Origin of the sequence: Mesorhizobium sp. M0184, from assembly GCF_040322215.1 — a bacterium.
Lineage (GTDB): Bacteria > Pseudomonadota > Alphaproteobacteria > Rhizobiales > Rhizobiaceae > Mesorhizobium.
Map to the genome: position 1 here is coordinate 149,597 of NZ_JAMYSZ010000002.1, position 22,213 is coordinate 171,809.

The following is a 22,213-nucleotide window of genomic DNA, read 5'->3' on the forward strand; positions in this document are numbered from 1 at the left end:
AGATCATGGGCACCCTCGGACCTGTCGTCCCCCGACGCGCGCTGAAACCCAGCTACGACTACGTCGTGGTCGGCTCGGGTTCCGGTGGCTGTGCGGTGACGCGGCGGCTGGTCGATGCCGGTGCCGACGTCCTCCTGATCGAGGCCGGCCCGACGAGTCTTGGGATCGTGGAGGCCGACGACCCCGGCCAATGGGTGCCGCTTGGCCGCGGCACCTATGACTGGGGCTATGACTATGCTCCGACACCGCGCGTGAACGGCCGTACCATCGGCATCCCGCGTGGCCGCCTGCTGGGCGGCTCAAGCGCCATCAACGCGATGATGTGGTATCGCGGCCACCCACATGATTACGATGCCTGGGAGGCTGGCGGCGCCAAGGGCTGGAGCTTCGCCGACGTGCTGCCCTATTTCCGGCGCTGCGAGGACTGGCGCGATGGTGCAAGCGAGTTTCGGGGTGCGGGTGGTCCGCTCCGTGTCGAGCGGCCGGCGGCACTGCACCCGGTCGCGCAGGCGCTGATCGATGGCGCGGCCGAGATCGGCATCCCCGTAATCGACGATCCCAACGGCCCCAGCAACGAGGGGGCGACCGCCGCGAATTTCAACATCTGCGACGGCAAGCGCTGGAGTTCGGCGACGGGCTATCTCGTGCCTATACTCGATCATCCGATGCTGACGGTGCTGACCGGTTCCGCGGCCATCGGCCTGACGGTCGAAGGCAGCCGATGCGTCGCGGTCCAGCACCTAGTCGGTGGCGAAATCCGCGAAACACGCGCGCGCGAGAGCATCGTGCTCGCGGCCGGTGCCATCGACACGCCGCGCATGCTGATGTTGTCAGGCATCGGCGATCCGCTCGAACTGAAGCGCCTTGGCATTGCGCTCGTTTGCGCCCTGCCGGGCGTCGGCCGGAATCTTCAGGATCATCCGCTGGCGCAGGCCTGCGTTTTCCGCGCGAAGCGCCCGATCGGCCCAATAATGGGCAATGGCGGCGGCTCGATGGTGAACTGGAAGTCGCGGCCGGACCTGCCGCAGCCCGACCTGCACGCCTTTCCGGTCCAGGGCAACAGCGCCGAACCTGCGATACGCGCGCGCTACGATGTATCCGGCGATGTCTTTTCCTTCGGTGCGGGCCTGATGCGCTCGAAGAGTGTCGGGCAGCTGAAGCTACTCGACGGCAAGCCCGGCGGGCCGCTCGAAATCCAACCGAACTTTCTGGCGGAACCGGAAGATCTCGACGCCATGGTCACTGCGGTCGAGATGGTGATGGAGATGGCGGCTGCAAAGGCGAACGCCGGTGTCTTCCGCAACTTTGCCGCACCCGACCGCCGGCTGACCCGCACCGAGACCATTGCCTTCATCCGCGATGCGTGCTCGACCTTCTTCCACGTCTGCGGAACCGCCAAGATGGGCGAGGACGCGATGGCTGTCGTCGACAGCCGCCTCGCCGTGCACGGCCTTGATGGGCTGCATATCGCCGATGGCTCGGTGATCCCGACGATCCCGACCTGCAACACCCACGCGCCCGCCACTATGATCGGCGAGCGCGCCGCCGATTTCCTGCTCGCGGCAGCTTGAGGATGTCATGACCGACGGACCGCACACGGAGTACCCGCGATGACCCAAGGCCTCATCCTCGCTGCCGACACGCTGCTCACCATGGATGAAGATAACCACGTGTTGCCTGATGGCGCCGTGCTGGTCGAGGATGGTCGTATCGCCGCGGTCAGCGCACTCGCAGCATTGCGCGCTGCGTATCCGGCCGTGGCCGTGAAGAAGCTCGACAATGCGGTGCTTTTGCCTGGGCTGGTCAATGTGCATGCGCATTCCGGTTTTCTGCGCGGCACGGCGGAGCACCTGCCGGTCTGGGACTGGCTGACGCTCCATATCAATCCGATGCATCGCGTGCTGCAGCCGCACGAGGCCGAGGCGGCATCGTGGCTCTGCTACGCGGAATCCGTGCTCGGCGGCACGACCACCGTCGTCGACATGTGGCGGTTCATGGAAGGCAGCGCCAGGGCGGCCGAGGCGATCGGCAACCGCCTGGTCGCCGTGCCTTACGTCGGCGAGCATCCCGACTACAACTATTTCGACACGCTCGACATGAACGAGGCGATGATCGAGGGCTGGCATCGCAAGGCGGGCGGCCGCATCAATGTGTGGGTCGGGCTGGAGCATCTGTTTTATGCGGACGAGGCCGGCCAGCGCCGGGCGATCGACCTCGCAAGGAAATACGAGACCGGCTTCCACACCCATTGCAGCGAGGCTGAGATCGAGATCGCGGAATTTGAGCGGCGTTACGGCAAACGCCCGATGTTCGCGCTGGACGACCTTGGCTTCTTCGAAACGCCGCGCGCCATGATCGCCCACGCCGTCTGGCTCGATCGAGAAGAGATCGAGCTTATTTCCAAGCGCCGCGTTTCGGTGGCCCACAATCCTGTTTCCAACATGAAGCTGGCAAGCGGCATCGCGCTGGTGGCCGAGATGCTGAAGGCCGGCGTGCCTATCGGGATCGGCACCGACGGCGAGAAGGAGAACAACAATTTCGACATGTTCGAAGAGATGAAGGTGGCTTCGCTGCTGGGTAAGCTCAAGGACCTCGACGCCGCCGCAATGGACAGTTGGCAGGTGCTGCGCATGGCGACGATCCTTGGTGCCGAGGCGATCGGCCTCGATCATGAGATCGGCTCGATCGAGGTCGGCAAGCGCGCCGACATCATCGCGGTCCGAACCGATACGCCGCGCATGACGCCGGTCTTCCGCGACGGACCCTATTTCAACCTCCACCACAATCTCGTCCACGCCGTGCGTGGCGGCGACGTATCCCTGACGATGGTCGATGGCGAGATCCTCGTCGAGCACGGCGTGCTGCGCACCGGCGACCTGCGCGAGATCATCGCCGAAATCCATCGCGTCGCGCCTGGCCTGTTCGCCCAGCGCGCCGCCTTCCTCGCCGCGAATTCCGGCGGCAGCCTGCAGTGGACCCAATAAGGCGAGCCCCGGTCATGAAGACGACGGACAAGGCGGCACTGGACGACTGGTACGCGGTGGAGACGGCGGCCGATCCAGGCGGCGCGCCAAGCCGCACGCGGCTGCTTGGACAGGACATCGAACTGGTCCGTGACGCCGCGGGCGCAATCACCGTCCGGGAGGTCCTGGACGACGGCGGCCGCGGTCCCGCGCTGCCCGTCCGGCAGCGCTATGGCTGCGTCTGGACGACGCTGGGCGAGCCCGGGAAGGGGATCTTCGAGATCGCCGAGGCGCTGGAAGCCGACCGGCGCTACGTGCCCTGCGGCTGGGTGACGATGCGGGCTTCGGGTTTGCGTGTCGTGGAGAACTTCCTCGACATGGCGCACTTCCCCTTCGTGCATACCGACATTCTCGGCTCGGAGCCGCACACGGAGGTGCCGGCCTATCTGAGCGAGATACGTCGCGATGTGGATGAGGTCTGGGCGACCAACTGCACGTTCTTCCAGCCGCGCATCGCCGCCACGGAAAGCTCGGGCGCGTTTGTGCATCTGACCTATCGCGTGCCGAGTCCATTCGTGGTGATGCTCTATCGCGTGTGCCCCGTGGCGCCGGACCGGCTCGACGCGATCGCGCTGTTCATCCAGCCCATCGAGGAAGACCTCTGCCGCGCCCAGCCGGTCATGTATCTGGTCGATTCCGCTTCGACGCAGACGGCGTTGCTCAACTTCGAACAGGTCATCTTTCTGCAGGACCGGATCATCGTGGAGAACCAGCGACCGCTGCGCCTTCCACTCGAGCCGCGGATGGAAATCCCGACCCGCGCCGACGGGTCCTCCATCGCCTACCGCCGCTGGCTGAAGGAAAGGGGCATCCGTTTCGGCACGGCCGCGGGAGCCACATGACCGAGCCGCGTCTCCAGGTGCTTCGCCCGGCCTCCGTTGCCGAGGCGCTGTCATGGGCAGGCGAGGGCGCGTCGCAACTGGTCGCCGGGGGCACGGCGCTGCAGCTCGGCTGGGCGAAGGGCCTGCCAAAGCCGCGGCGCCTCATCGACATCGGCCGAATCGCCTGCCTGAAGGGCATCCAACCGGCCGATGACGGCTTTCGCATCGGCGCACTGACGACCCTGGGTGCCTTGGAGCGTGACCGGGCGATAGGCGAGAATTTGCCTCTGCTCGCAGCCGCCGTCCGCGCCACCGCGGGACCCGCCGTCCGCAATCTCGCAACGCTGGGCGGCAACGTCGCGGGGCGCACGGGTTGCCTTCTGCCGGCCCTGCTCGCGATCGACGCGAAGCTGGAGATCGTCTCACCGGCTGGGCGCGCCGTCGTGCCGCTCGCGCAATGGTTGGCCGACGCACCGTCAGCGGCCCTCATTGAGACGATCATCGTTCCACCGCAGCCAACTGCCGCTCGCTGGACCCATCGCAAAGTCGGCCTGCGCGCCGCCTTCACCCCAAGCATGGCCGGTGTCGCCGGGGTGATCGAAACGGCGGACGATCGTGTTACGATCGCGCGGCTCGCGGCCAGCGGCGGCGGGCAAGCGGCCCGTCTCGGCCACGCTGAAGCGCTGCTTATCGGCCGGCGCCTCCAGGAGATCGATTGGGCCGAGCTGCACGCTGCAATTCTCGAAGAGGCGCCGGCGATCGACGATGCGTGGCGGTCCGGCCGCTATCGGCGCCATGTCGCGGCGAATGCGCTGGTCTTCGGGCTCGGCGGCAAGTTGTCCCAAGGAGCACATTCGCCGCGCCGGCGGACCGTGCCGTCCGGAAAGCCGCCCGCCGAGGTTCTTGTGTCCCGGTCGCAAACCGGCCCGCGCTGGCACCAGCGGCCGGACGGCGCGCCGAAAATCGCCGGCCGGCTCGAATACCTGACCGATCATCGCGAGCCCGCTATGCTGGTCGGGCGCATTCGGCGCGCCGGCATTCCCCATGCAAGGATCGTTTCCATCGATACGAGCGCGGCCGAGGCGCTGCCCGGCGTCGCGGCGGTTGTCACGCACCGTGACATTGCCGGCAGCAATGCTTTCGGCATCGTCGTGCAGGATCAGCCGGCGCTGTGCTTCGACAAGGTCCGCTATGTCGGCGACGCGGTTGCCGCTGTTGCCGCCGTTGACACCCAGACGGCCGAACGCGCGCTTGCTCTCATCAGCGTCGAATACGAGGCACTGCCGGCCGTGGACGATCCTGAACAGGCGCTCGCCGCTGGAGCGGAGCCGGTCCACGCCTCCGGCAATCTGCAGTGCAGGTTCGAGTTCAGGCGTGGCGATGCCGCCGCGACTTTTGCCAAGGCAGCTCATATCGTCGAGGCTGTCTACGAAACGCCGAGCCAGATGCACGGCTTTATGGAGACGGAGGGCGGCTACGCTTTCGTCGGTACGGATGGTACCCTGAACGTCTTTGCCGGTGGGCAGCATGGCCGCCGCGACCGCATGCAGCTCTCGCGCATCCTCGGTATGCCGCAAGAGCAGATACGGGTGGTCACCAGCCCGACTGGCGGCGCTTTCGGCGGCAAGGACGAGCTGACCGTGCAGCCGGCCCTGGCCCTGCTGGCGCTGAAGACTGGACGGGCCGTGCGGCTGCATCTCGACCGGGCGGAATCCGTCATCGCGGGCACCAAGCGCAATGCCATGCGCATCCATATGCGTACCGCCTGCGACCCCGAAGGTCGGCTGCTCGCACAGCAGGTGGATGTGATCGCGGATGCCGGCGCCTACGCGTCGCTCGGTCCGGGCGTGCTTGAGACGGCCCTCGAACACGCCTGCGGGCCATATGTCGTTCCCAACGTCCTCAGCTCGGGCAGGCTCGCCTACACCAATAACGGCGTCTGCGGCGCGTTTCGTGGCTTCGGTGCCAACCAGATGGCCTTCGCGGTAGAGTGCCAGCTGGACCGGCTAGCCGAAGCCGCCGGCATCGACATTATCGAGATACGGCGCCGCAATTTGCGCGAGCCTGGCACGCGAGGCCATCTCGGCCAGCAGGTCGCGCCGTCCGAACGTTTGGCCGAGATGCTGCAAGCCGCCGCTGCTGACCCGATCTGGGCCAAGCCGCGTGGTCCGTCGTTCGACGGCTGTGAGACGATCGGCGTCGGGATGGCGATGAACTATCAAGGCAACGGACTAGGCACGCTGCCGCCGGACCCGGCCGGAGGCGCGTTGCGCTTGGCTGCGGATGGCATGATCGAAGCTCTCTACGGCCTGGACGAGATGGGACAGGGCCTGCTCACCTCGGTCAAGGCCGCCGTAGCCGGAGCGCTCGGCTGCGGTCGCGACGATGTCCGGCCGGTCACCGGCGATACGGCGGCGACGCCCGAATCCGGTTCCTCTACCGCCTCGCGCGGCACTCACGTGGTCTGGCGGGTCGCGGCAGTCGCCGCACCAGCTTTTGCGCGCGACCTGCTGGCCGCAGCGGGCCAACTGCTTTGCCGTGAAGCCGGGACGCTGGCGCTGGGGCCCGGCGGCATCGTCGAGCGACATTCCAACAGCGGCTCACTGCTCATGAGTTTCACCGAGCTTGCCAAGGCGTTGCCTCCGGACGGGCTGCCAGCTGCTGCCGTCAGCTTCGAGTTTCCGAAATCGGACTACCTGAAAGGCAATGCACGCCTGATCTTCGCTTTCGGCGCGACACTGGCGCGCGTTGCCGTGAGCCGCATCACCGGACAGGTACGTGTGCTCGACCTCCATCAGCACACCGCGGCCGGACCGATGCTCGATGCTGCCGCCTATCTTGGCCAGATCGAAGGCGGCGGCGTCCAGGGGCTGGGCTTCACCCTCACCGAGGACGCGGCGATGCGGGATGGCCGGTATCTTGCCGGCAACCTCGATTTCTACACGCTGCCAGGCATTGCCGACACGCCGGAAAGCCTCGCGACCTTCGCGTTGGAGGATCTGGACGAGGACGACCCGTTCGGTCCGCGCGGAGTTGGTGAGCTTGGCATTGGCGCCGTGACGCCAGCCATCGTCAACGCGATTGCGGACGCCACAGGGGCTTGGCCCGAGCGCATCCCGGTCGATCCTGAATGGGTACTCGACGCCCTGCAGAGGAGTGCAGCGTGAGTGCCGAGATCGCGATTACCTTTAACCTCAACGGCTGCCGCCAGGCGCTGGCTGTGCCCGCTGAGTTGCGCCTGATCGACCTGCTGCGCGATCATTTCGGCATGACTGCCGGCAAGATGGCTTGCGGCATCGGCCGCTGCGGCGCTTGTTCCGTGCTGATGGACGATCGCGCGGTCAATGGCTGTCTGCTCATGTCGTGGCAACTCGACCGGGCCACCATCATCACGCCGGAGGGTTTCGACGACCTTCCCGAAGCTATTGTCCTGCGCCAGGCCCTGGCGGCCGAAAACGCCTTCCAGTGCGGCTACTGCGCACCCGGCATCACTGTTGCGCTGACCGCTCTGCTGCTGGAGAATCCGGCTCCCGACGAGTCTCAGATCCGCACTGCGCTCGAAGGCAATATCTGCCGCTGTACCGGCTATCATTCCATCATCCGCGGTGCTCTCGCGGCGGTCGAGGCGCTCGCTTGCGGGGTACGGACATGACGGTCATCATTCGAAACGGTGCAGCCAGGCATGCAGGCGTCAAGGCGTTCCTGGCCAAACCCAGAATGCGGCACCTGATCGGCGGCGGCTGGTGCGACGCCAGCGATGGCGCAACCTTGCCCGCGACCGATCCTGCGAATGGCGACACGCTCGCGCTGCTGGCGCAAGGCACAGCCGATGACGCCGGGCGCGCCGTTGCTACGGCGCGTGCTGCTTTCGAAGGCGAGAGCTGGCGCGACATGACACCGTCGGCACGCGGCAAGCTGCTCTGGCGCATCGCCGACCTGATTGAACGCCATGCCGATGAGCTTGCAGAACTCGAGACGCTTGACCAAGGAAAGTCGCTGAAGACCTCACGCTTCGCCGAGATTCCCGCCTCGGCCGAGCAGTTCCGCTATTTTGCCGGTTTTGCCACGAAAATCCTCGGCACGACCATCCCCACCTCCATCAGCTACCAACCGGTGGGCAGCAAGATTTTCGCCTACACGGTGCGAGAGCCGATCGGTGTCGTGGCAGCCATAACGCCATGGAATTCGCCGCTGCTTATGGCCTCGATGAAGCTCGCCCCGGCGCTTGCCGCCGGCTGTACGATCGTGCTCAAGCCAGCTGAGGAAACGTCGCTCACCGCGCTCAGGCTCGGCGAACTGATGATCGAAGCCGGCTTGCCGGACGGCGTCGTCAATATCGTGACCGGTCTCGGTGAAACCGTGGGCGCAGCATTGGCTGCAGATCCCGATGTCGATAAGGTCGCCTTCACCGGCTCGACGGAAGTCGGAAAGATGATCGTCTCCGCAGCGCGCGGCAATCTGAAGAAGCTGACGCTCGAGCTGGGTGGCAAGTCGCCGGCCATCATCATGCCCGATGCAGACATGGGGCTCGCAATCCCCGGAGTGGCTCGGGGGATCTTCGCCAATGCCGGCCAGGTCTGCGTCGCCGGCTCGCGTGTCTATGCGCATCGCTCGATCTACGACCGTCTGGTGGAGGGGCTGGCGGAAGAGGCGCGAAAGCTGCGTCTCGGACACGGGCTTGACCCGGATACCGACCTTGGTCCGCTGGTCAACGGAACCCAGGCTGCGCGCGTCGCCTTCTACGTCGGCGATGGTGCCTCCAGCGGCGCCGAGATCATCGCCGGCGGCCGGCGCTTCGACAACTTCTTCGAGCCGACCGTGGTTACCGGCGTTCGCCCGGACATGCGCATGATGCGCGAGGAAATCTTCGGCCCGGTCGTTGCCGTGACACCGTTCGATGACGTCGCGGAGGCGTTAAGCCATGCGAACGACTCGCCCTACGGCCTCGCCGCAAGCGTCTGGACCCGCGACCTTTCCGCTGCGCATCGCCTTGCCGCACTTATCCGGTCGGGCACCGTCTGGATCAATTGCCATTCCTACTTCTCGCCGGAATTGCCGAAGGGCGGCCACAAGCAATCCGGTTGGGGCTATGAGAACGGCGCACCGGGCCTGGAGAACTATCTCGAGACGAAAACGGTCTGCGCGGTGATTTAGCCGCGCCTTTCCCGCGATATTCGTGGATCGGCGGCTGACAGCCCTTCCATCGGCGGACAAGGATTGATCGAAAATTGCTCGGATCCTCCTGAGGACCAGTTCCTAGGCGGCGCTGGTCCACATCGACGTTGCGCTTGACTCGTCCATATTATCCATAATAAATCATACATATTGCCATGAAAAAAGACGGCAGGTCTGGGAGGACCAATGAAAATCACGGCCATCAAGGCTCGCGTCTGCAATGCGGAAATGCGCAACTGGGTCTTCGTTCGGGTCGAAACCGACGAGCCCGGGCTGTTTGGCTGGGGTGAGGCAACGCTGGAATGGAAGACCCGAGCCGTCGTTGGGGCGCTTCAAGACCTTGAGGCCCTGCTCATCGGGCAAGATCCGCGCAACGTGGAGCAGTGCTATCAGATACTTACGCGGCACGGATTTTGGCGTCTCGGCGTCGAGGGAATGTCTGCCGTCAGCGGCATCGAGATCGCGCTCTGGGACATCCTGGGCAAATCATTGGGCGTCCCCGTCTGGCGCCTTCTGGGTGGCCAGGTTCGCGACTATCTGCGCACCTATACGCATCTCGGCCTCGGGGACATGAAGGCGGTCTATGAGACCGGATCCGCGGACGCGATCGTGGAACGCGGACACATCGTGACGCAAGCAGGCTACGATGCGGTCAAGGTCGTCTGCATTCCCTACACCCACTACGTATCGCCCGCCAAGGCAGTCGACTCCGTTGCCAATATGGTTGGCTCACTTCGCGAGACCATAGGTCCGGACATCGACATCATGGTCGATTTCCATGGACGCCCTGCATCGGTTAACGCTGCGATGGATTACCTCAGAGCAATCGAGCCGGCCCGCATCATGTTCGCAGAAGAACCCGTGCCGCCCGAAGATGTTGCCGGACTGGCGCATATCACGGCGCGATCGGCCGTGCCGATCGCTTCCGGCGAGCGGCTGATCGGACGTCGCGAATTCACGCACTCGATCGCAGCCCGTGCCTTCAACATTGCCCAGCCTGATATCTGCCACACTGGCGGTCTGCTGGAGACAAAGAAGATCGCGGCCATGGCGGAAACGGCAGGCATCGGCCTTGCGCCGCACAACCCGCTCGGTCCGATCGCCGGTGTGGCTGCTCTTCACTTCGGCATATCGACGCCAAACGTCGTCATTCAGGAGGAGATGTCCGGTGCCGTCGCCTGGTACGACGAGGTCGTTACCTGGCCAATTCGGCGTAAACCAGGCCGCTGGGACCTGCCCGAACTGCCGGGCCTTGGCGTCACCGTCAATGAGGACGTGATCGCGCGTCACCCCTTCAAGCAGGAAGTGCTGCATGCCCGCAATGCCGTCATGCCGGACGGCACCGTGGTCGACTGGTGAATGCAATGGCAGGCCGGCTGCAGGGAAAGATCGCAATCGTCACGGGCGCCGGCCAAGGCATAGGTGCCGCCACCGCCCGGGCTTTTGCGATGCATGGGGCAAAGACCGTCATTGCCGAACTGAATGCGGCAAGCGGCAAAGCGATCGCTGACGAACTGCGTGCCGGAGGCGCCGACGTATTGTTCGTCGAGACGGATGTCACGGACGCATCCGCGGTCGCGGAGATGGTCGCCCGCACGATCACGAGCTATGGCGGCGTCGACGTTCTGGTCAACAATGCCGGTGCCAACGTCTTCTACGAACCATTGATGATGCCGGATGAGGAATGGGAGCGCTGCCTCAAGCTCGACCTCCAGGCCGCGTGGTTCTGCGCCAAGGCGGTTTTGCCGACGATGCTGGCGAAGGGCTCGGGGTCCATCGTCAACATAGCGAGCTGTCACGCCTTCCAGATCATTCCCCATACGTTCCCGTATCCGGTCGCCAAGCATGCACTTTTGGGCCTGACCCGTTCGCTGGCCATCGAATATGCCGCACGCGGTATCCGGGTGAACGCGATAGCACCCGGCTACATCGAGACGCCGATCGCGGAAGCCTACTGGAACACATTCCCGAACCCCGCCGAGGAGAAGCGGCGAGCCTACGACCTCCATCCGCCCAAGCGTATTGGCCGGTCGGACGAGGTTGCAATGACGGCGGTTTTCCTCGCTTCGGACGAAGCGCCGTTCATAAATGCCGAGACGATCACCATCGATGGTGGGCGCTCGGTTCTCTACCACGACTAGCAACCAATAGAGCTCTCAGGGAGGATATTCATGAAAACCACAACAAAGGCTTTGGCGACATTTGCGGTATTGGCTGCCGGACTGATGAGTGGCGCAGCAAGCGCAGACGACATCAAGATCGGCTACATCAACAAGATGGGAGACCATCCATGGTTTGTCGCCGAAGTCGGCGGCGCCAAGAAAGCGGCTGAGGCGGCAGGGGCCGCGTTCGTGTCGCAGGACGTTCAGTTCGACGCCAATTTGACGATCACGACCTTCGATACGATGGTCGGCGATGGCGTGAAAGGCATCGCCATCGTTGTCCCCGACAAGGCGCTGGGACCGGTCATCGCGGAGAAAGCAAAGGCCGCAAAAATTCCCTTGGTGGCGGTGGACGACGATATCTACTACCAGGATGGCACCCAGGTCCCCTATGTCGGCATGAATGCTTACAATATCGGTGCGCGGGTGGGCGAAGAGCTTGCCAAGCTCTACAAGGCTGAAGGCTGGGCGGGCAAAGAGGTGCGCATCGCCTCGATCGAGGACCGCAAGGCCGATACCTGCATACAGCGCAACAAGGGCGCGGAAGAAGCGTTCCTGAAGGCGGTGCCCGATTTCAAGCCGGGCAGCATCGTTCGCGTCCCCTACGACAATACGATGGTCAACGCCATCGATGTGATGACCACCACATTGACGGCCAATCCCAGCGTCACGAACTGGATATTCTATTCATGCAACGATGACGGCGTGCTGGGTGGTGCGCGAGCACTGGAGAATGCCGGCTATTCCGCAGACCAGGGCATGGGGATCGGCATCGACGGGAGCCGCGCCTGCGATGCCTTCGGATCCGGAAAGCCCTCGGCGTTCCGTGGTACGATGTGGCTCAATTCGGAAAATCATGGCGCGCTGGCGGTGAAGATTCTCTTGGCCTCCATCAAGGACGGAACGAAGCTTCCCGTTCAATCCTTCACTGACCCGGAATACATCACCGCCGACAATTTTGCGTCGGACTACAAAGCCAAGCTCTGCCACTGAACCAGATATGCGTCATGCGCCGCAGTGCGCATGACGCTCTTTGGGCCGGCAGTTCGTCGGCGGGCACACGGAACCGATCCTCGGGAGGAGCTTTTGATGCAATCGGATTTCTTCTCGCTCGACAGGATATCGAAGCGCTTCGGCGTCGTGCAGGCGCTCGACAATGTCTCGATTGCCTTTCGGCTAGGAGAGGTGCTTGCCCTGGTTGGCGAGAATGGCGCCGGCAAGTCGACAATGATGCGAATTCTCGAGGGCGTGTTCGCACCGGACACCGGCACCGTGCTGCATGGCTCCACGCCGATCGTTTTCAGCGAACCGCGCGACAGCCACAGAGCCGGAATACGCGTCATCCATCAGGAGCCGGAGATCGTTCCGAACCTGACCGTGGCCGAGAACATTTTCGTCGGCGAACTGCCGCGGCTGGCAGGCGTCCTGCTCGACTGGCACAGGCTCGAGGACCAGACTGATAAGGTGCTTGCGACCTTCGGCATGCAGCAGGATATGCTGCCGCGTCAACTCTGCAGCACACTCGGTCCGGCACAGCGCCAGATGATCGAAATCATGCGCGCCATACGTGCCGGCGGCCGGCTGATCGCATTCGATGAGCCGACCTCGTCACTGACCGACGACGAAGCGCGCCGTCTGTTTTCAGTAATTCGCCGGCTGCGCGGCGAGGGCACTTCGATCGTCTACATCTCTCACAGGCTGAACGAGGTCATCGACCTTGCGGATCGCATTGTCGTCTTGCGGGACGGCCGGCTGGTCGATGATTCCCCCGCTGCCGGTGCCAGCGAGCAGACCATAGCCAAGCTCATGGTGGGCCGCGACATCGCCGATCTGTTTACGCGCGAGACGTGGCAATCGGGGCAACCGTTGCTGGAGGTGACGGGCCTGACCACCGACCACGTCACCGATGTGAGCCTCAAGGTCCGCCGTGGCGAGGTGCTCGGCATTGCCGGCCTTATGGGTGCGGGTCGATCCGAACTGGCAAAGGCGATTGTCGGCTATGATAGGCGCGTCGACGGAACCATAACGATGAATGGTGTGCCCGTTGGCCCCAACAGTCCGCATGCAGCGATCGTGGCGGGCATCGGCTTTGCCCCGGAAGACCGCAAGCACGAGGCGCTGCTGTTGTTCCGAAGCATTCTTGATAACGCCTCGCTTTGCGTGCCCGACAGAACGTCGACCTTCGGCTTCTTCAACCGGCGCAAGGCACTGGAGATCGTCTCACCGCTTGCAGCAAAGATGTCGATCAAGACGCCCAACCTCGACGAACAGGTTTCGAAATTATCCGGTGGCAACCAACAGAAGGTCGTTCTCGCGCGCTGGCTTGCGCGGCAGCCGATGCTTCTCATCCTCGACGAGCCGACCCGCGGCATCGACATCGGCGCCAAGGCGGAAATCTATCGCCTGATCGACGAGCTCGCCGCCAGCGGCATCGGCATAATCCTGATTTCCTCGGAAATGCCGGAACTGATCGGGCTGGCCGACAGGGTGCTTGTTATGGCTGGAGGCCGGATCACGGCCGAACTTTCCCGCCCTGACATCGACGAGGCCACGATCCTCAGACATGCCATGCCTCAATCTGCAGCATCGCTTGGAGGACAAATTCAGTGAACAGCCTTGAGCTCAGGACAGCAACAACGCAAACCGGCAAAAGGCGCGCTTCCTTGCGCATCGCAGAGCGCATCGGCATTCACAACATAAGCCTTCTTGTTGCTCTCGCCATTCTCGTCCTCATTTTCGGCACCCTGAGAGGCGACGTGTTCTTCTCCAGCCGCAACCTGCTGAACATCGGTCTAGGCATTACCATCCTGGGCGTTCTGGCGATGAGCCAGACCGTGGTTATTGTCGCCGGAGGGCTCGATATTGCCGTCGGCGCAATTGTCGGTCTGACCACAGTATCGACGGCAATGGCCATCCAGGCCACCGGATCACCCGCCGCGGGCATTCTTGCCGGCCTGGTCCTGGGCGGTCTTGCCGGCCTCGTGAACGGCATCATCATCACCTATGGGCGGGTCAACGCTGTCATCGCGACTCTCGGTACGATGGCGATCTTCCGCGGCATCGCGTTCATCATGTCCAATGGGCAATCGATCGCGATTTTCAGCGACACTTTCCGCTTCATCGGGATCGGACGAATCCTCGGCCTGCCTCTGCTGATCTGGATTCTCTTGCTGACCGCGATCGTGTTCCATCTCTTCCTTGCCCGCTCGATCGTTGGCCGCAACATCTATGCCCTGGGCGGCAATCCCGTTGTCGCACGCTTCTCCGGCATCAACATCAACCGCTACCGCGTCGGCATCTACATCATGAGTGGAGTGGCGGCCGGATTGGCCGGGATTCTGTTGGCTGCCCGTACCGGCTCCGGGCAGCCCGTATCCGGATCCCAAGGCCTGGAACTCGAGGCCATCACAGCGGCCGTTCTTGGTGGCTGCGCCTTGCAGGGCGGCAAGGGCACGATCGTCGGCGCACTGCTGGGCGTCGCCATCATTGGCGTCCTCAACAACGGAATGATACTGACGTCCGTGCCAACCTTCTATCAGTTGCTTGCCAAGGGCTCGCTGCTGATACTTGCTGTGGTAATTGCCGAGTACCACTTGAACAGGACATGACGATGGACGCGGCGATCGCTTCGACTGGCCAAGGCAAGCAGGACATTCCTGCCGCAGATGGCACCACGTCATCGCTCAAGGATCGCATCGCACGCGATCTCGGACAGCGCATCCTCGCCGGCTCCTACGCCCAGCACTCCGTCCTGCCGACGGAAGCCGAACTTTGCGTTATCTACGGGGCAAGCCGCACCGCGCTTCGCGATGCTCTTCTGACGCTTTCGGCGAAAGGATTGATCGAGGCACGCAAGCGGGCCGGGACGCGTGTGCGCGTGTCGAGCGAATGGAACAGGCTGGATGCACAGGTTCTGGAATGGATGCGCGATATCGAGCCCGATCTCGATTTCGTCCGCGGATTGATCGAGGCGCGGCTGGTCATTGAACCCGCTGCCGCCCAACTTGCGGCCAAGATGGCGACGTCAGGCGATCTCGCAGTCATCGAAGCGGCCTATGAAGCCATGCGCATTGCTCCGCAGGACAATCTCGCTGCGTGTCTCGATGCCGACGTCAGGTTTCATACCGCCATCCTTCGTGCCAGTCGCAACCCGGTGTTCGCCAATCTCGGCAATATGCTTGCGGCCGCCCTCAGCTTCTCCTTCCGCTTGACCACATCGGCCACCGCTAATTACCAGCAGACGCTGAGCGCGCATGGCGACGTGCTGGAGGCAATCAGGATGCGGAGGGCCGACGATGCACACGATCAGATGAAGGCGCTCATCGGGATCGCGTCGAACGACCTTCTTGCAGTGGCTCGCAAAGGCCGCCATCAACAGCCGATCGCCGCTGCCAAGGCCGATACCGTCTGAAGCGGATGGTCGGGACGATCAAGATCAGAAGCGGAGACCTGTCCGCTGAAATCGTCCCATCGCTTGGGGCAGGTCTTGCGAGACTGGACCATGGACGCGTGCCGCTCTTCAGGCCTTGGCCAAACGGCGGGAGCAGCAAACCGTTCGACCTTGCCTGCAACCTGCTTTTGCCATGGTCAAATCGCATCTCGGGCGGCGGGTTCACATTCGACTCCAAATTCCACGAACTGCCTGCCAATGTTGCAGGCGAGCCATTTCCCATTCATGGCAATGGATTTTCGAGCGAGTGGGACGTCGACAGCGTAACGCAGGACAACGCAAAGCTGTCGCTCATCAGCAACGGGCCCGGCCCATACCGATATCGCGCCGAGGTGAGCTACGCGCTGGCCGGACAGGGGCTCGAGCTGAAACTTCGCATCGTCAATCGGGCCTCGATCAGATTGCCGTTCGGGCTTGGCATCCATCCATGGTTCCCGAGAACGGCACGAACCGCGCTTCATGCGCCGGCCTCGCAGGTTTGCCTCGAACTGCCCAACCACCTCCCTGAACGGTTTGTGGATGTCAAAACCCATCCCGACTGGGATTTCGGCGCCCCAGTCGTATTGCCGAGTGGATGGATAAACAATCTGTTTGCCGGTTGGAACGGCGTCGCTACCATATCGTGGCCGGAGCACAGTTGCAGCCTGCGGATTGAAGCTTCATCGCCCTTGAATTTCTACCTGGTCTATTCGCCATCGGACGAGAGCGACTTCTTCTGTTTTGAACCGGTCAGTCATGCTGTCGATGCTCACAATCGTGGTTCGATCGACAAATGGAATGGACTGTCGGTGCTTGGGCCCGGCGAGAGCCTGGCAGCCCGTTGCAACTTCGCCGTCGGTTAAACGGACGTCTGCGGCGCCCTCGAATTGGCGGATGTCGATGTCCGACAGCATGTCCGGGGAGAACGAAGCCGGCTTTTTGTCCAAACGGAGTTTGGGAAAAGGGACTCAACCGACCGGGAACCCGTGAGCCGGTTCGACGTTTGCCGAACGTCGCGGCGCTCCAAATGTGCCTGGCAGGATTGGATCGATGACAGGTGTTGAACCAAAGGAATTCGTGCTCGCAGGCATCGTCATGAAGCGACTGGTCTCCGGCGAACAGACGGGAGGCTTGTTGAGTCTCTTCGAAAACAGAAGCGACGGGCACACGAAAACGCCAATCCATGTTCATGCGAATGACGACGAGACGGTCTACGTCATCGAAGGGCACTTGACCGCAATTGTGGGCGGTGTGGTCCGAACGCTCTCGCCCGGCGAGAGCATGTTTTTGAAGCGGGGCATCCCGCACCAGCTTATGAATCCCGGCAATCAGCTCGTTCGCTATATCCTGATAGACACGCCAAGTGTGTTCGAGCAGTTTCTCGCCGAAGGTGGCCATGAACGCAGCAAGGGAGAGGTGGTGGGGCCGCCGACGCCTGCCGATATCGAGCGGCTCAAAGTAGCCGCGCCGAAGTTTGGGATTACGCTTCTGCAGGACTGGCCGGCAAGAGAGTAGATGGCTTCGTGATGGCGGCTTGGATCGCCGCTAAAGCCGGCCCTTGCCCGAGGAACCGGTATTGGCTAGCCGCCGGCAATCCAATCCGAGAGGCTGCGGGCAAAACTTCGCGGCACGATGAGTTCGCACGCGGTCTCGCCGGTGCGCAGGAAGAGCACGGGCACGTGATGGAAGGATGTTTGCACGGCGCGGCCCGGAGCGGCGGCCGGCGCGTGCCAGTCGACGGCAATGCAGCCGGACAGAAGTCTTGCGATACCAGGGCCGGCCATTTTCAAACGAACACGACCTTCCCCGAGGGGCACGGAACAGCCGAGATCGGGGTCGACGACAAGGGCTGGCGCTTCTGTGCCTTCGTCGAGAGCCAGCCAAAGGCGGCGAGGTGCAACGCGGATGGTTAAAAGGCCCTTGTGGCGAACCGTCTCTCCGACCGAAGCGGGAAGTTTCGTGTTGAGCGACGCCGAGACGCTCTTTTCGAATTGTCTCAGTGTCGCGTCCCAGCCCTCGATCTGGATAAGCGGACAATCCGCCACGGACAGGCTGAAATCCCGAGAAGAGGTCAAGCTAGCCATGCAGCCGTTCTCCCTGCGGATCGATGAATACCGGCGAGACAACGCGGGCGCGAACCGTTTCGGCCTTCATCGGATAGACCGCCACGAGCTCGCTTCCTTCTGCCGCGACATCGCCGGCAAGCAGCGCCAGTCCGACATAATGGCCGCGTTCGGGGCTGTAGGTGACGGAGGTGACGCGACCGCGCCCATGGCCATGGGGTTTCTCATCCGGCAGGAACAGGATGGCGCCGCCGCGCAGGCGTTTTCCCTCTTCGATGCATTCCAGCCCGACCAGGCGCTGCCGGTCGGGAGCCTGGAAGGCGGGGCGCCGTCGCAGGACGTCGCCGACGAAGCCGCTGCGTTTGCCGGCCATGCGGCCGAGGCCGAGATCGTCGAGCGTCGTGCGCCCATCGATCTCAGGTCCGGCGACATGGCCCTTTTCGACGCGCAGCGCGCCGAGCGCCTCGACGCCGTAAGGCTTCAGGTCGAATGATCTGCCGGCCTCGAGCAGACGGCTCCAAAGCTGTTCACCGGCAGTGGCGCCGATATAGACTTCGTAAGCGCGCTCGCCGGAATAACTGAGACGCAGGATGCGGAGCGCACGGCCCTCCCATTCGCTTTCGAGTAGCCCCATATGCGAAAGCGCCGCGTCGGAAACCTCGAGACTAGGAAAAGCAGCGCTGAGGATCGCGCGGCTGGCAGGCCCGGCAACCGACATCGCCGCCCATTCATCGCTGACCGAGGTAACGGCCACGCGCAAATCCGGCCAGGCCGTGTCGAGCAGGAATTCGAGACGCGACAGCACATCGGCGGCCTTGGCGGTCGAAGTGGTCATGAAGAACCGGTTTTCCGCCAGCCGCGTCGTGGTGCCGTCGTCGAAGACGATGCCGTCGTCGCGCAGCATGACGCCGTAGCGGGCGCGGCCTACCGCCAGTTTGGCAAAGCCGTTGGCATAGACGCGGTCGAGGAAGATTGCCGCATCCGGGCCCTGGACATCGATCTTGCCGAGCGTGGAGATGTCCATCAGGCCCGCCGCCTGACGTACGGTCCGCATTTCGGCGACGTAGGCCTCGTTCACGTTACGCCCCGACTGCCGGTAGAAATAGGGCCGCATCCAGAGCCCGACCTCGAGCATCTCGGCGCCGTTTGCCATGTGCCAGTCGTGCATCGGCGTGCGGCGGATCGGCTTGAAATGATGGCCTATGGCGCGCCCGGCAAGCGCCCCGATCGCCACGGGCGTATAGGGTGGCCGAAAGGTCGTGGCGCCGGTCTCGGGGATTGTTGCCTTGCGCAGGGCGGCCATCGCGGCAAGTGCGGCAAAATTGCTGGTCTTGCCCTGGTCGGTGCCCATGCCGAGCGTGGTGTAGCGCTTCAGGTGCTCGACCGATTCATAGCCCTCACGATGGGCGAGCTCGATATCCCCGGTCGTCACGTCCATCTGGAAATCGACGAAGGCCTTTCCACGTCCAACGGAAGGGATCTCGCGAAGTGAACTCGTGGCGGTCTTGTCGAGATCGAGTTTCGACGGAGCGGGCACCGGCGCCGACTTGCCGCAGGAGGCTGCGGCCTCGCTACCGGCGCGATGACCGTCGTCGATGGCATCGGCCGTCGCATAAGTTCCCATCATCGCGCCGGCGCCGAACCGGCCGGCCGGAAACGAACCCGGCACGAAGCCGTCGATGTCGTCGCGGTAGGTGGGCTTGCTCCCCAGGTGCGAGGTGAGATGCACAGTTGGCGACCAGCCGCCGGAGATGCAGACCAGGTCACAGGCGGCCGAGGATTGTCCCTCCGGCCCGTTGAGCGTTACTTGCCTGACGGCATGGCCGCCGTGCAGGTCGACGATGCGCGTTGCGGCCCGCACCACCACGCCGAGCCGTGCGGCTTCCGCGGCAAGTGCTGCGGGCGGGACGGCGCGCAGATCGGCAACCGTCACCTCCGCGCCGGCTGCGGCATAGTCGAAGGCGGTGCGCCAGGCACCGTCATTGGTGGTGGCGACAATGATTTTCTTGCCCGGCAGGACGGCGAATCGATTGAGGTAGGTCCGGGCGGCCGAGGCAAGCATGACGCCGGGCCGGTCATTGTTCGAGAACACCATCGGCCGCTCGATGGCGCCGGTGGCGAAAACAATCGAGCGGGCGCGCAGCATAGTGACCGTTTGCCGGGCCTCGCCATTCGGCTGCGGATCGGTTGGATCGCGCTGTTCGACCAGTCCAAGGACATTGCCGTCATAGCTGCCGAAAGCGGTCGTCCGCTTCATCAGCGCGACGGTTTCGAAGCCCTCCAACTCGGCCTCGGCCTGCCTCAGCCATGCGGCCGCTGCGCTGTCGGACGGTTCCGCCAAAAGCTGGCCGCCAAGCAGAAAATCCTGCTCGATCAGCGCAACCCGCGCCCCGGCCGCGGCCGCTGCCCGCGCCGCCGACAATCCCGCCGGGCCGCCGCCGACAATGGCGACATCGGCGAAGGCATGACGAACCTCATAGCGGTCGGGATCGGGGTCGGTGCCGGCCCTGCCCAGGCCGGCCGCCTTGCGGATGAAATGTTCGTAGAACATCCAGGCGCGGCGCGTCGGGCCCATGAAGGTCTTGTAGTAGAAGCCGGCGGACAGAAACGGTGCCAACAGCCCGTTGACGCTTTGCACGTCGAAGGCAAGCGATGGCCAGCGGTTCTGACTCTCCACGACCATGCCGTGGGCGAGTTCCAGTGTCGCCGCCGGCAGGTTCGGCTCGCGCCTGCCGGCGCTCCCGAGCGTAACCAGTGCATTCGGCTCTTCGGGCCCGGCGGAAAAAATGCCGCGCGGGCGATGATATTTGAAGCTGCGCCCGACCAGGGTAACGCCGTTGGCGAGCAGCGCCGAGGCAAGCGTGTCGCCGCGATACCCAATCAGCTTGCGGCCGTCGAAGGTGAAATTGACCGGCACCTCGCGACGGATACGGCCACCCACTGGCAGGCGTTTGCGGTTCGAACTCATGCCGGTTGTTTCCTGACAGTCGATTTCCTGGCGAAGTCGACGGATGCGATCGCGTGGTTGCGTGTGTCGCGTTCGACCACCATCCATTGGCGGCAGCCGGTCACGTGCTGCCAGAATTCGCGGTGCTGGCCGGCCGGGTTTGTCCTGATATAGACGTAACGATACCAGGCCTCTGGATCGGGATCGTCATGGGCCGGACGCGTGACCGAGGCATCGCCGCCGTACGTGACCGAGGCATCGCCGCCGTAGCGGAACTCGTCATGATCGCGCGGGCCGCAGCAGGGGCATTCGATGCGCAGCATTTTGTCCCGCCTCCTATTGCAGCCAGGCGGAAGGGCCGACACCGGCCTCATCGAGCGTGTGGCCGGTGCGGAAACGATCGAGCCCGTAGGCCGCGATCAAGGGATGCGGCTTGCCGGTGGCGATCGTGTGGGCGAAGCACCAGCCGGAAGCCGGCGTCGCCTTGAAGCCCCCATAGCACCAGCCGCCATTGAGATAGAGGCCGTCGATCGGCGTCGGGCAGATGATCGGGCTGGCATCGGGAGTCATGTCCATGACGCCGCCCCAGTGGCGCAGCAGGCGGACGCGCGAAATGCACGGCATCAATGCAATCGCCGCCTCCGCCACCTCGCGCACGACGCCGAGATTGCCGCGCTGGGCGTATGAATTGTAGCCGTCGAGATTGCCGCCGAAGACCAACCCGCCCTTGTCGGACTGGCTGACGTAGAAATGGTCGGCGCCGTAAGCGACGACGTGATTTACCAGCGGCTTCAGCGGTTCGGTGACAAAGGCTTGCAGGACGTGGCTTTCGATCGGCAGTTCAAGGCCGGCCTTGGCACCGAGCACGGACGTGTGGCCAGCGACCGCGAGGCCGACCTTGCCGGCGCCGATGCGGCCTTTCGTCGTTTCGACGCCGACGATACTGTCGCCGTCGCGGACAAAGCCTGTCACTTCGCAGTTCTGGATGATGTCGACGCCATGGCCGTCGGCAGCGCGCGCATACCCCCAGGCGACGGCGTCGTGGCGCGCCGTGCCCGCCCGGCCCTGGAAGATGGCGCCATGGATCGGGAAGCGGGCGGTGTCGGAAAAGTCGAGATAAGGCACCAGCCGGCGCACGTCTTCCCGGTCGAGGATATCGGCATCGATGCCGTTCAGCCGCATGACATTGGCGCGGTGGCTGAAGCCGTCGAGCTGATCGGCCGAATGCGCCGTGACGAGCTGGCCGCGCTGCGAGAACATGACGTTGAAATTCAGCGCCCGCGACATGCCCTCCCAAAGCTTCATCGAGAATTCGTAGAACTGGGTGTTGCCATCGAGCAGGTAGTTGGAGCGGATGACGGTAGTGTTGCGGCCGACATTGCCGCCGCCGACATAGCCCTTTTCGAGCACCGCGACGTTGCGGATGCCGTGGTTCTCGGCAAGGTAGAAGGCGGTAGCGAGGCCGTGTCCACCGCCGCCGATGACGATCACATCATAGGACGGTTTTGGCTCCGCCGCACGCCAGGCGCGCTGCCAATTCTTCTGGCCGGACAGCGCGTTGCGGAAAATCGAGAGTGCCGAGTAGCGCGCCAT

General features: G+C 63.8%; 18 protein-coding genes. 14 read left to right on the plus strand and 4 right to left on the minus strand.

The features are described from left to right. Positions 1-5: 5 nt before the first annotated feature. The 14 genes from NKJ23_RS03780 to NKJ23_RS03845 all read left to right on the plus strand — a co-directional run bounded on the left by NKJ23_RS03780 (position 6) and on the right by NKJ23_RS03845 (position 17,125). A complete protein-coding gene (locus NKJ23_RS03780) occupies positions 6-1,571 on the plus strand; it encodes a GMC family oxidoreductase (protein ID WP_352678291.1) in 1,566 nt (521 codons plus the stop codon). 39 nt (positions 1,572-1,610) lie between these two features. Then, a complete protein-coding gene (locus NKJ23_RS03785; RefSeq protein ID WP_352678293.1) occupies positions 1,611-2,984 on the plus strand; it encodes an amidohydrolase family protein in 1,374 nt (457 codons plus the stop codon). Positions 2,985-2,998: 14 nt separating this feature from the next. Beyond that, the gene (locus NKJ23_RS03790; protein WP_352571171.1) at positions 2,999-3,865 is read left to right on the plus strand and encodes an aromatic ring-hydroxylating dioxygenase subunit alpha; all 867 of its coding nucleotides are present in this window, start codon (positions 2,999-3,001) and stop codon (positions 3,863-3,865) included. After that, the gene (locus NKJ23_RS03795) at positions 3,862-7,011 is read left to right on the plus strand and encodes a molybdopterin cofactor-binding domain-containing protein (RefSeq protein ID WP_352678296.1); all 3,150 of its coding nucleotides are present in this window, start codon (positions 3,862-3,864) and stop codon (positions 7,009-7,011) included. Before NKJ23_RS03790 ends, NKJ23_RS03795 begins: the two co-directional genes overlap by 4 nt. Then, positions 7,008-7,496, plus strand: a complete 489-nt coding sequence (locus NKJ23_RS03800) for a (2Fe-2S)-binding protein (RefSeq protein WP_352635250.1) — start codon at positions 7,008-7,010, stop codon at positions 7,494-7,496. Before NKJ23_RS03795 ends, NKJ23_RS03800 begins: the two co-directional genes overlap by 4 nt. After that, positions 7,493-8,998 (plus strand): aldehyde dehydrogenase family protein, encoded by a 1,506-nt coding sequence (locus NKJ23_RS03805; protein ID WP_352678299.1) that lies wholly within the window; start codon positions 7,493-7,495, stop codon positions 8,996-8,998. The genes NKJ23_RS03800 and NKJ23_RS03805 overlap by 4 nt, the downstream gene beginning before the upstream one ends. A 207-nt stretch (positions 8,999-9,205) precedes the next feature. Then, positions 9,206-10,378: a galactonate dehydratase gene (dgoD, locus tag NKJ23_RS03810; RefSeq protein WP_352678301.1), complete on the plus strand. Its 1,173-nt coding sequence runs from the start codon at positions 9,206-9,208 to the stop codon at positions 10,376-10,378. A gap of 5 nt (positions 10,379-10,383) precedes the next feature. Continuing rightward, positions 10,384-11,160 (plus strand): SDR family oxidoreductase, encoded by a 777-nt coding sequence (locus tag NKJ23_RS03815; RefSeq protein WP_352678304.1) that lies wholly within the window; start codon positions 10,384-10,386, stop codon positions 11,158-11,160. A gap of 30 nt (positions 11,161-11,190) precedes the next feature. Next, positions 11,191-12,174 (plus strand): substrate-binding domain-containing protein, encoded by a 984-nt coding sequence (locus NKJ23_RS03820; RefSeq protein WP_352678305.1) that lies wholly within the window; start codon positions 11,191-11,193, stop codon positions 12,172-12,174. Positions 12,175-12,270: 96 nt separating this feature from the next. After that, positions 12,271-13,791 carry a sugar ABC transporter ATP-binding protein gene (locus NKJ23_RS03825; RefSeq protein WP_352678307.1) on the plus strand — a complete coding sequence of 507 codons (1,521 nt, stop codon included), beginning with the start codon at positions 12,271-12,273 and terminating at the stop codon, positions 13,789-13,791. 53 nt (positions 13,792-13,844) lie between these two features. Beyond that, positions 13,845-14,789 carry an ABC transporter permease gene (locus NKJ23_RS03830; RefSeq protein ID WP_352678309.1) on the plus strand — a complete coding sequence of 315 codons (945 nt, stop codon included), beginning with the start codon at positions 13,845-13,847 and terminating at the stop codon, positions 14,787-14,789. A gap of 2 nt (positions 14,790-14,791) precedes the next feature. Further along, a complete protein-coding gene (locus NKJ23_RS03835) occupies positions 14,792-15,592 on the plus strand; it encodes a FadR/GntR family transcriptional regulator (protein ID WP_352678312.1) in 801 nt (266 codons plus the stop codon). Between the two features lie 5 nt (positions 15,593-15,597). Continuing rightward, positions 15,598-16,473 carry an aldose 1-epimerase gene (locus tag NKJ23_RS03840; protein WP_352678314.1) on the plus strand — a complete coding sequence of 292 codons (876 nt, stop codon included), beginning with the start codon at positions 15,598-15,600 and terminating at the stop codon, positions 16,471-16,473. 187 nt (positions 16,474-16,660) lie between these two features. Continuing rightward, a complete protein-coding gene (locus tag NKJ23_RS03845) occupies positions 16,661-17,125 on the plus strand; it encodes a cupin domain-containing protein (RefSeq protein WP_352571191.1) in 465 nt (154 codons plus the stop codon). A 65-nt stretch (positions 17,126-17,190) separates the two neighbouring features. Here NKJ23_RS03845 and NKJ23_RS03850 read toward each other — a convergent pair whose 3' ends face one another. From NKJ23_RS03850 to NKJ23_RS03865, 4 genes are read right to left on the minus strand one after another with little or no spacing between them, the layout of a single operon-like run. Beyond that, positions 17,191-17,694: a sarcosine oxidase subunit gamma family protein gene (locus tag NKJ23_RS03850; protein WP_352571193.1), complete on the minus strand. Its 504-nt coding sequence runs from the start codon at positions 17,692-17,694 to the stop codon at positions 17,191-17,193. Continuing rightward, positions 17,687-20,641, minus strand: coding sequence for a sarcosine oxidase subunit alpha family protein (locus tag NKJ23_RS03855; RefSeq protein WP_352571195.1), 2,955 nt, complete (start codon positions 20,639-20,641; stop codon positions 17,687-17,689). The genes NKJ23_RS03850 and NKJ23_RS03855 overlap by 8 nt, the downstream gene beginning before the upstream one ends. After that, entirely contained in the window at positions 20,638-20,943 is a 306-nt protein-coding gene (locus tag NKJ23_RS03860) for a sarcosine oxidase subunit delta (RefSeq protein ID WP_352678319.1), read from the minus strand. Before NKJ23_RS03860 ends, NKJ23_RS03855 begins: the two co-directional genes overlap by 4 nt. 13 nt (positions 20,944-20,956) lie before the next feature. Beyond that, a complete protein-coding gene (locus tag NKJ23_RS03865; protein WP_352678320.1) occupies positions 20,957-22,213 on the minus strand; it encodes a sarcosine oxidase subunit beta family protein in 1,257 nt (418 codons plus the stop codon).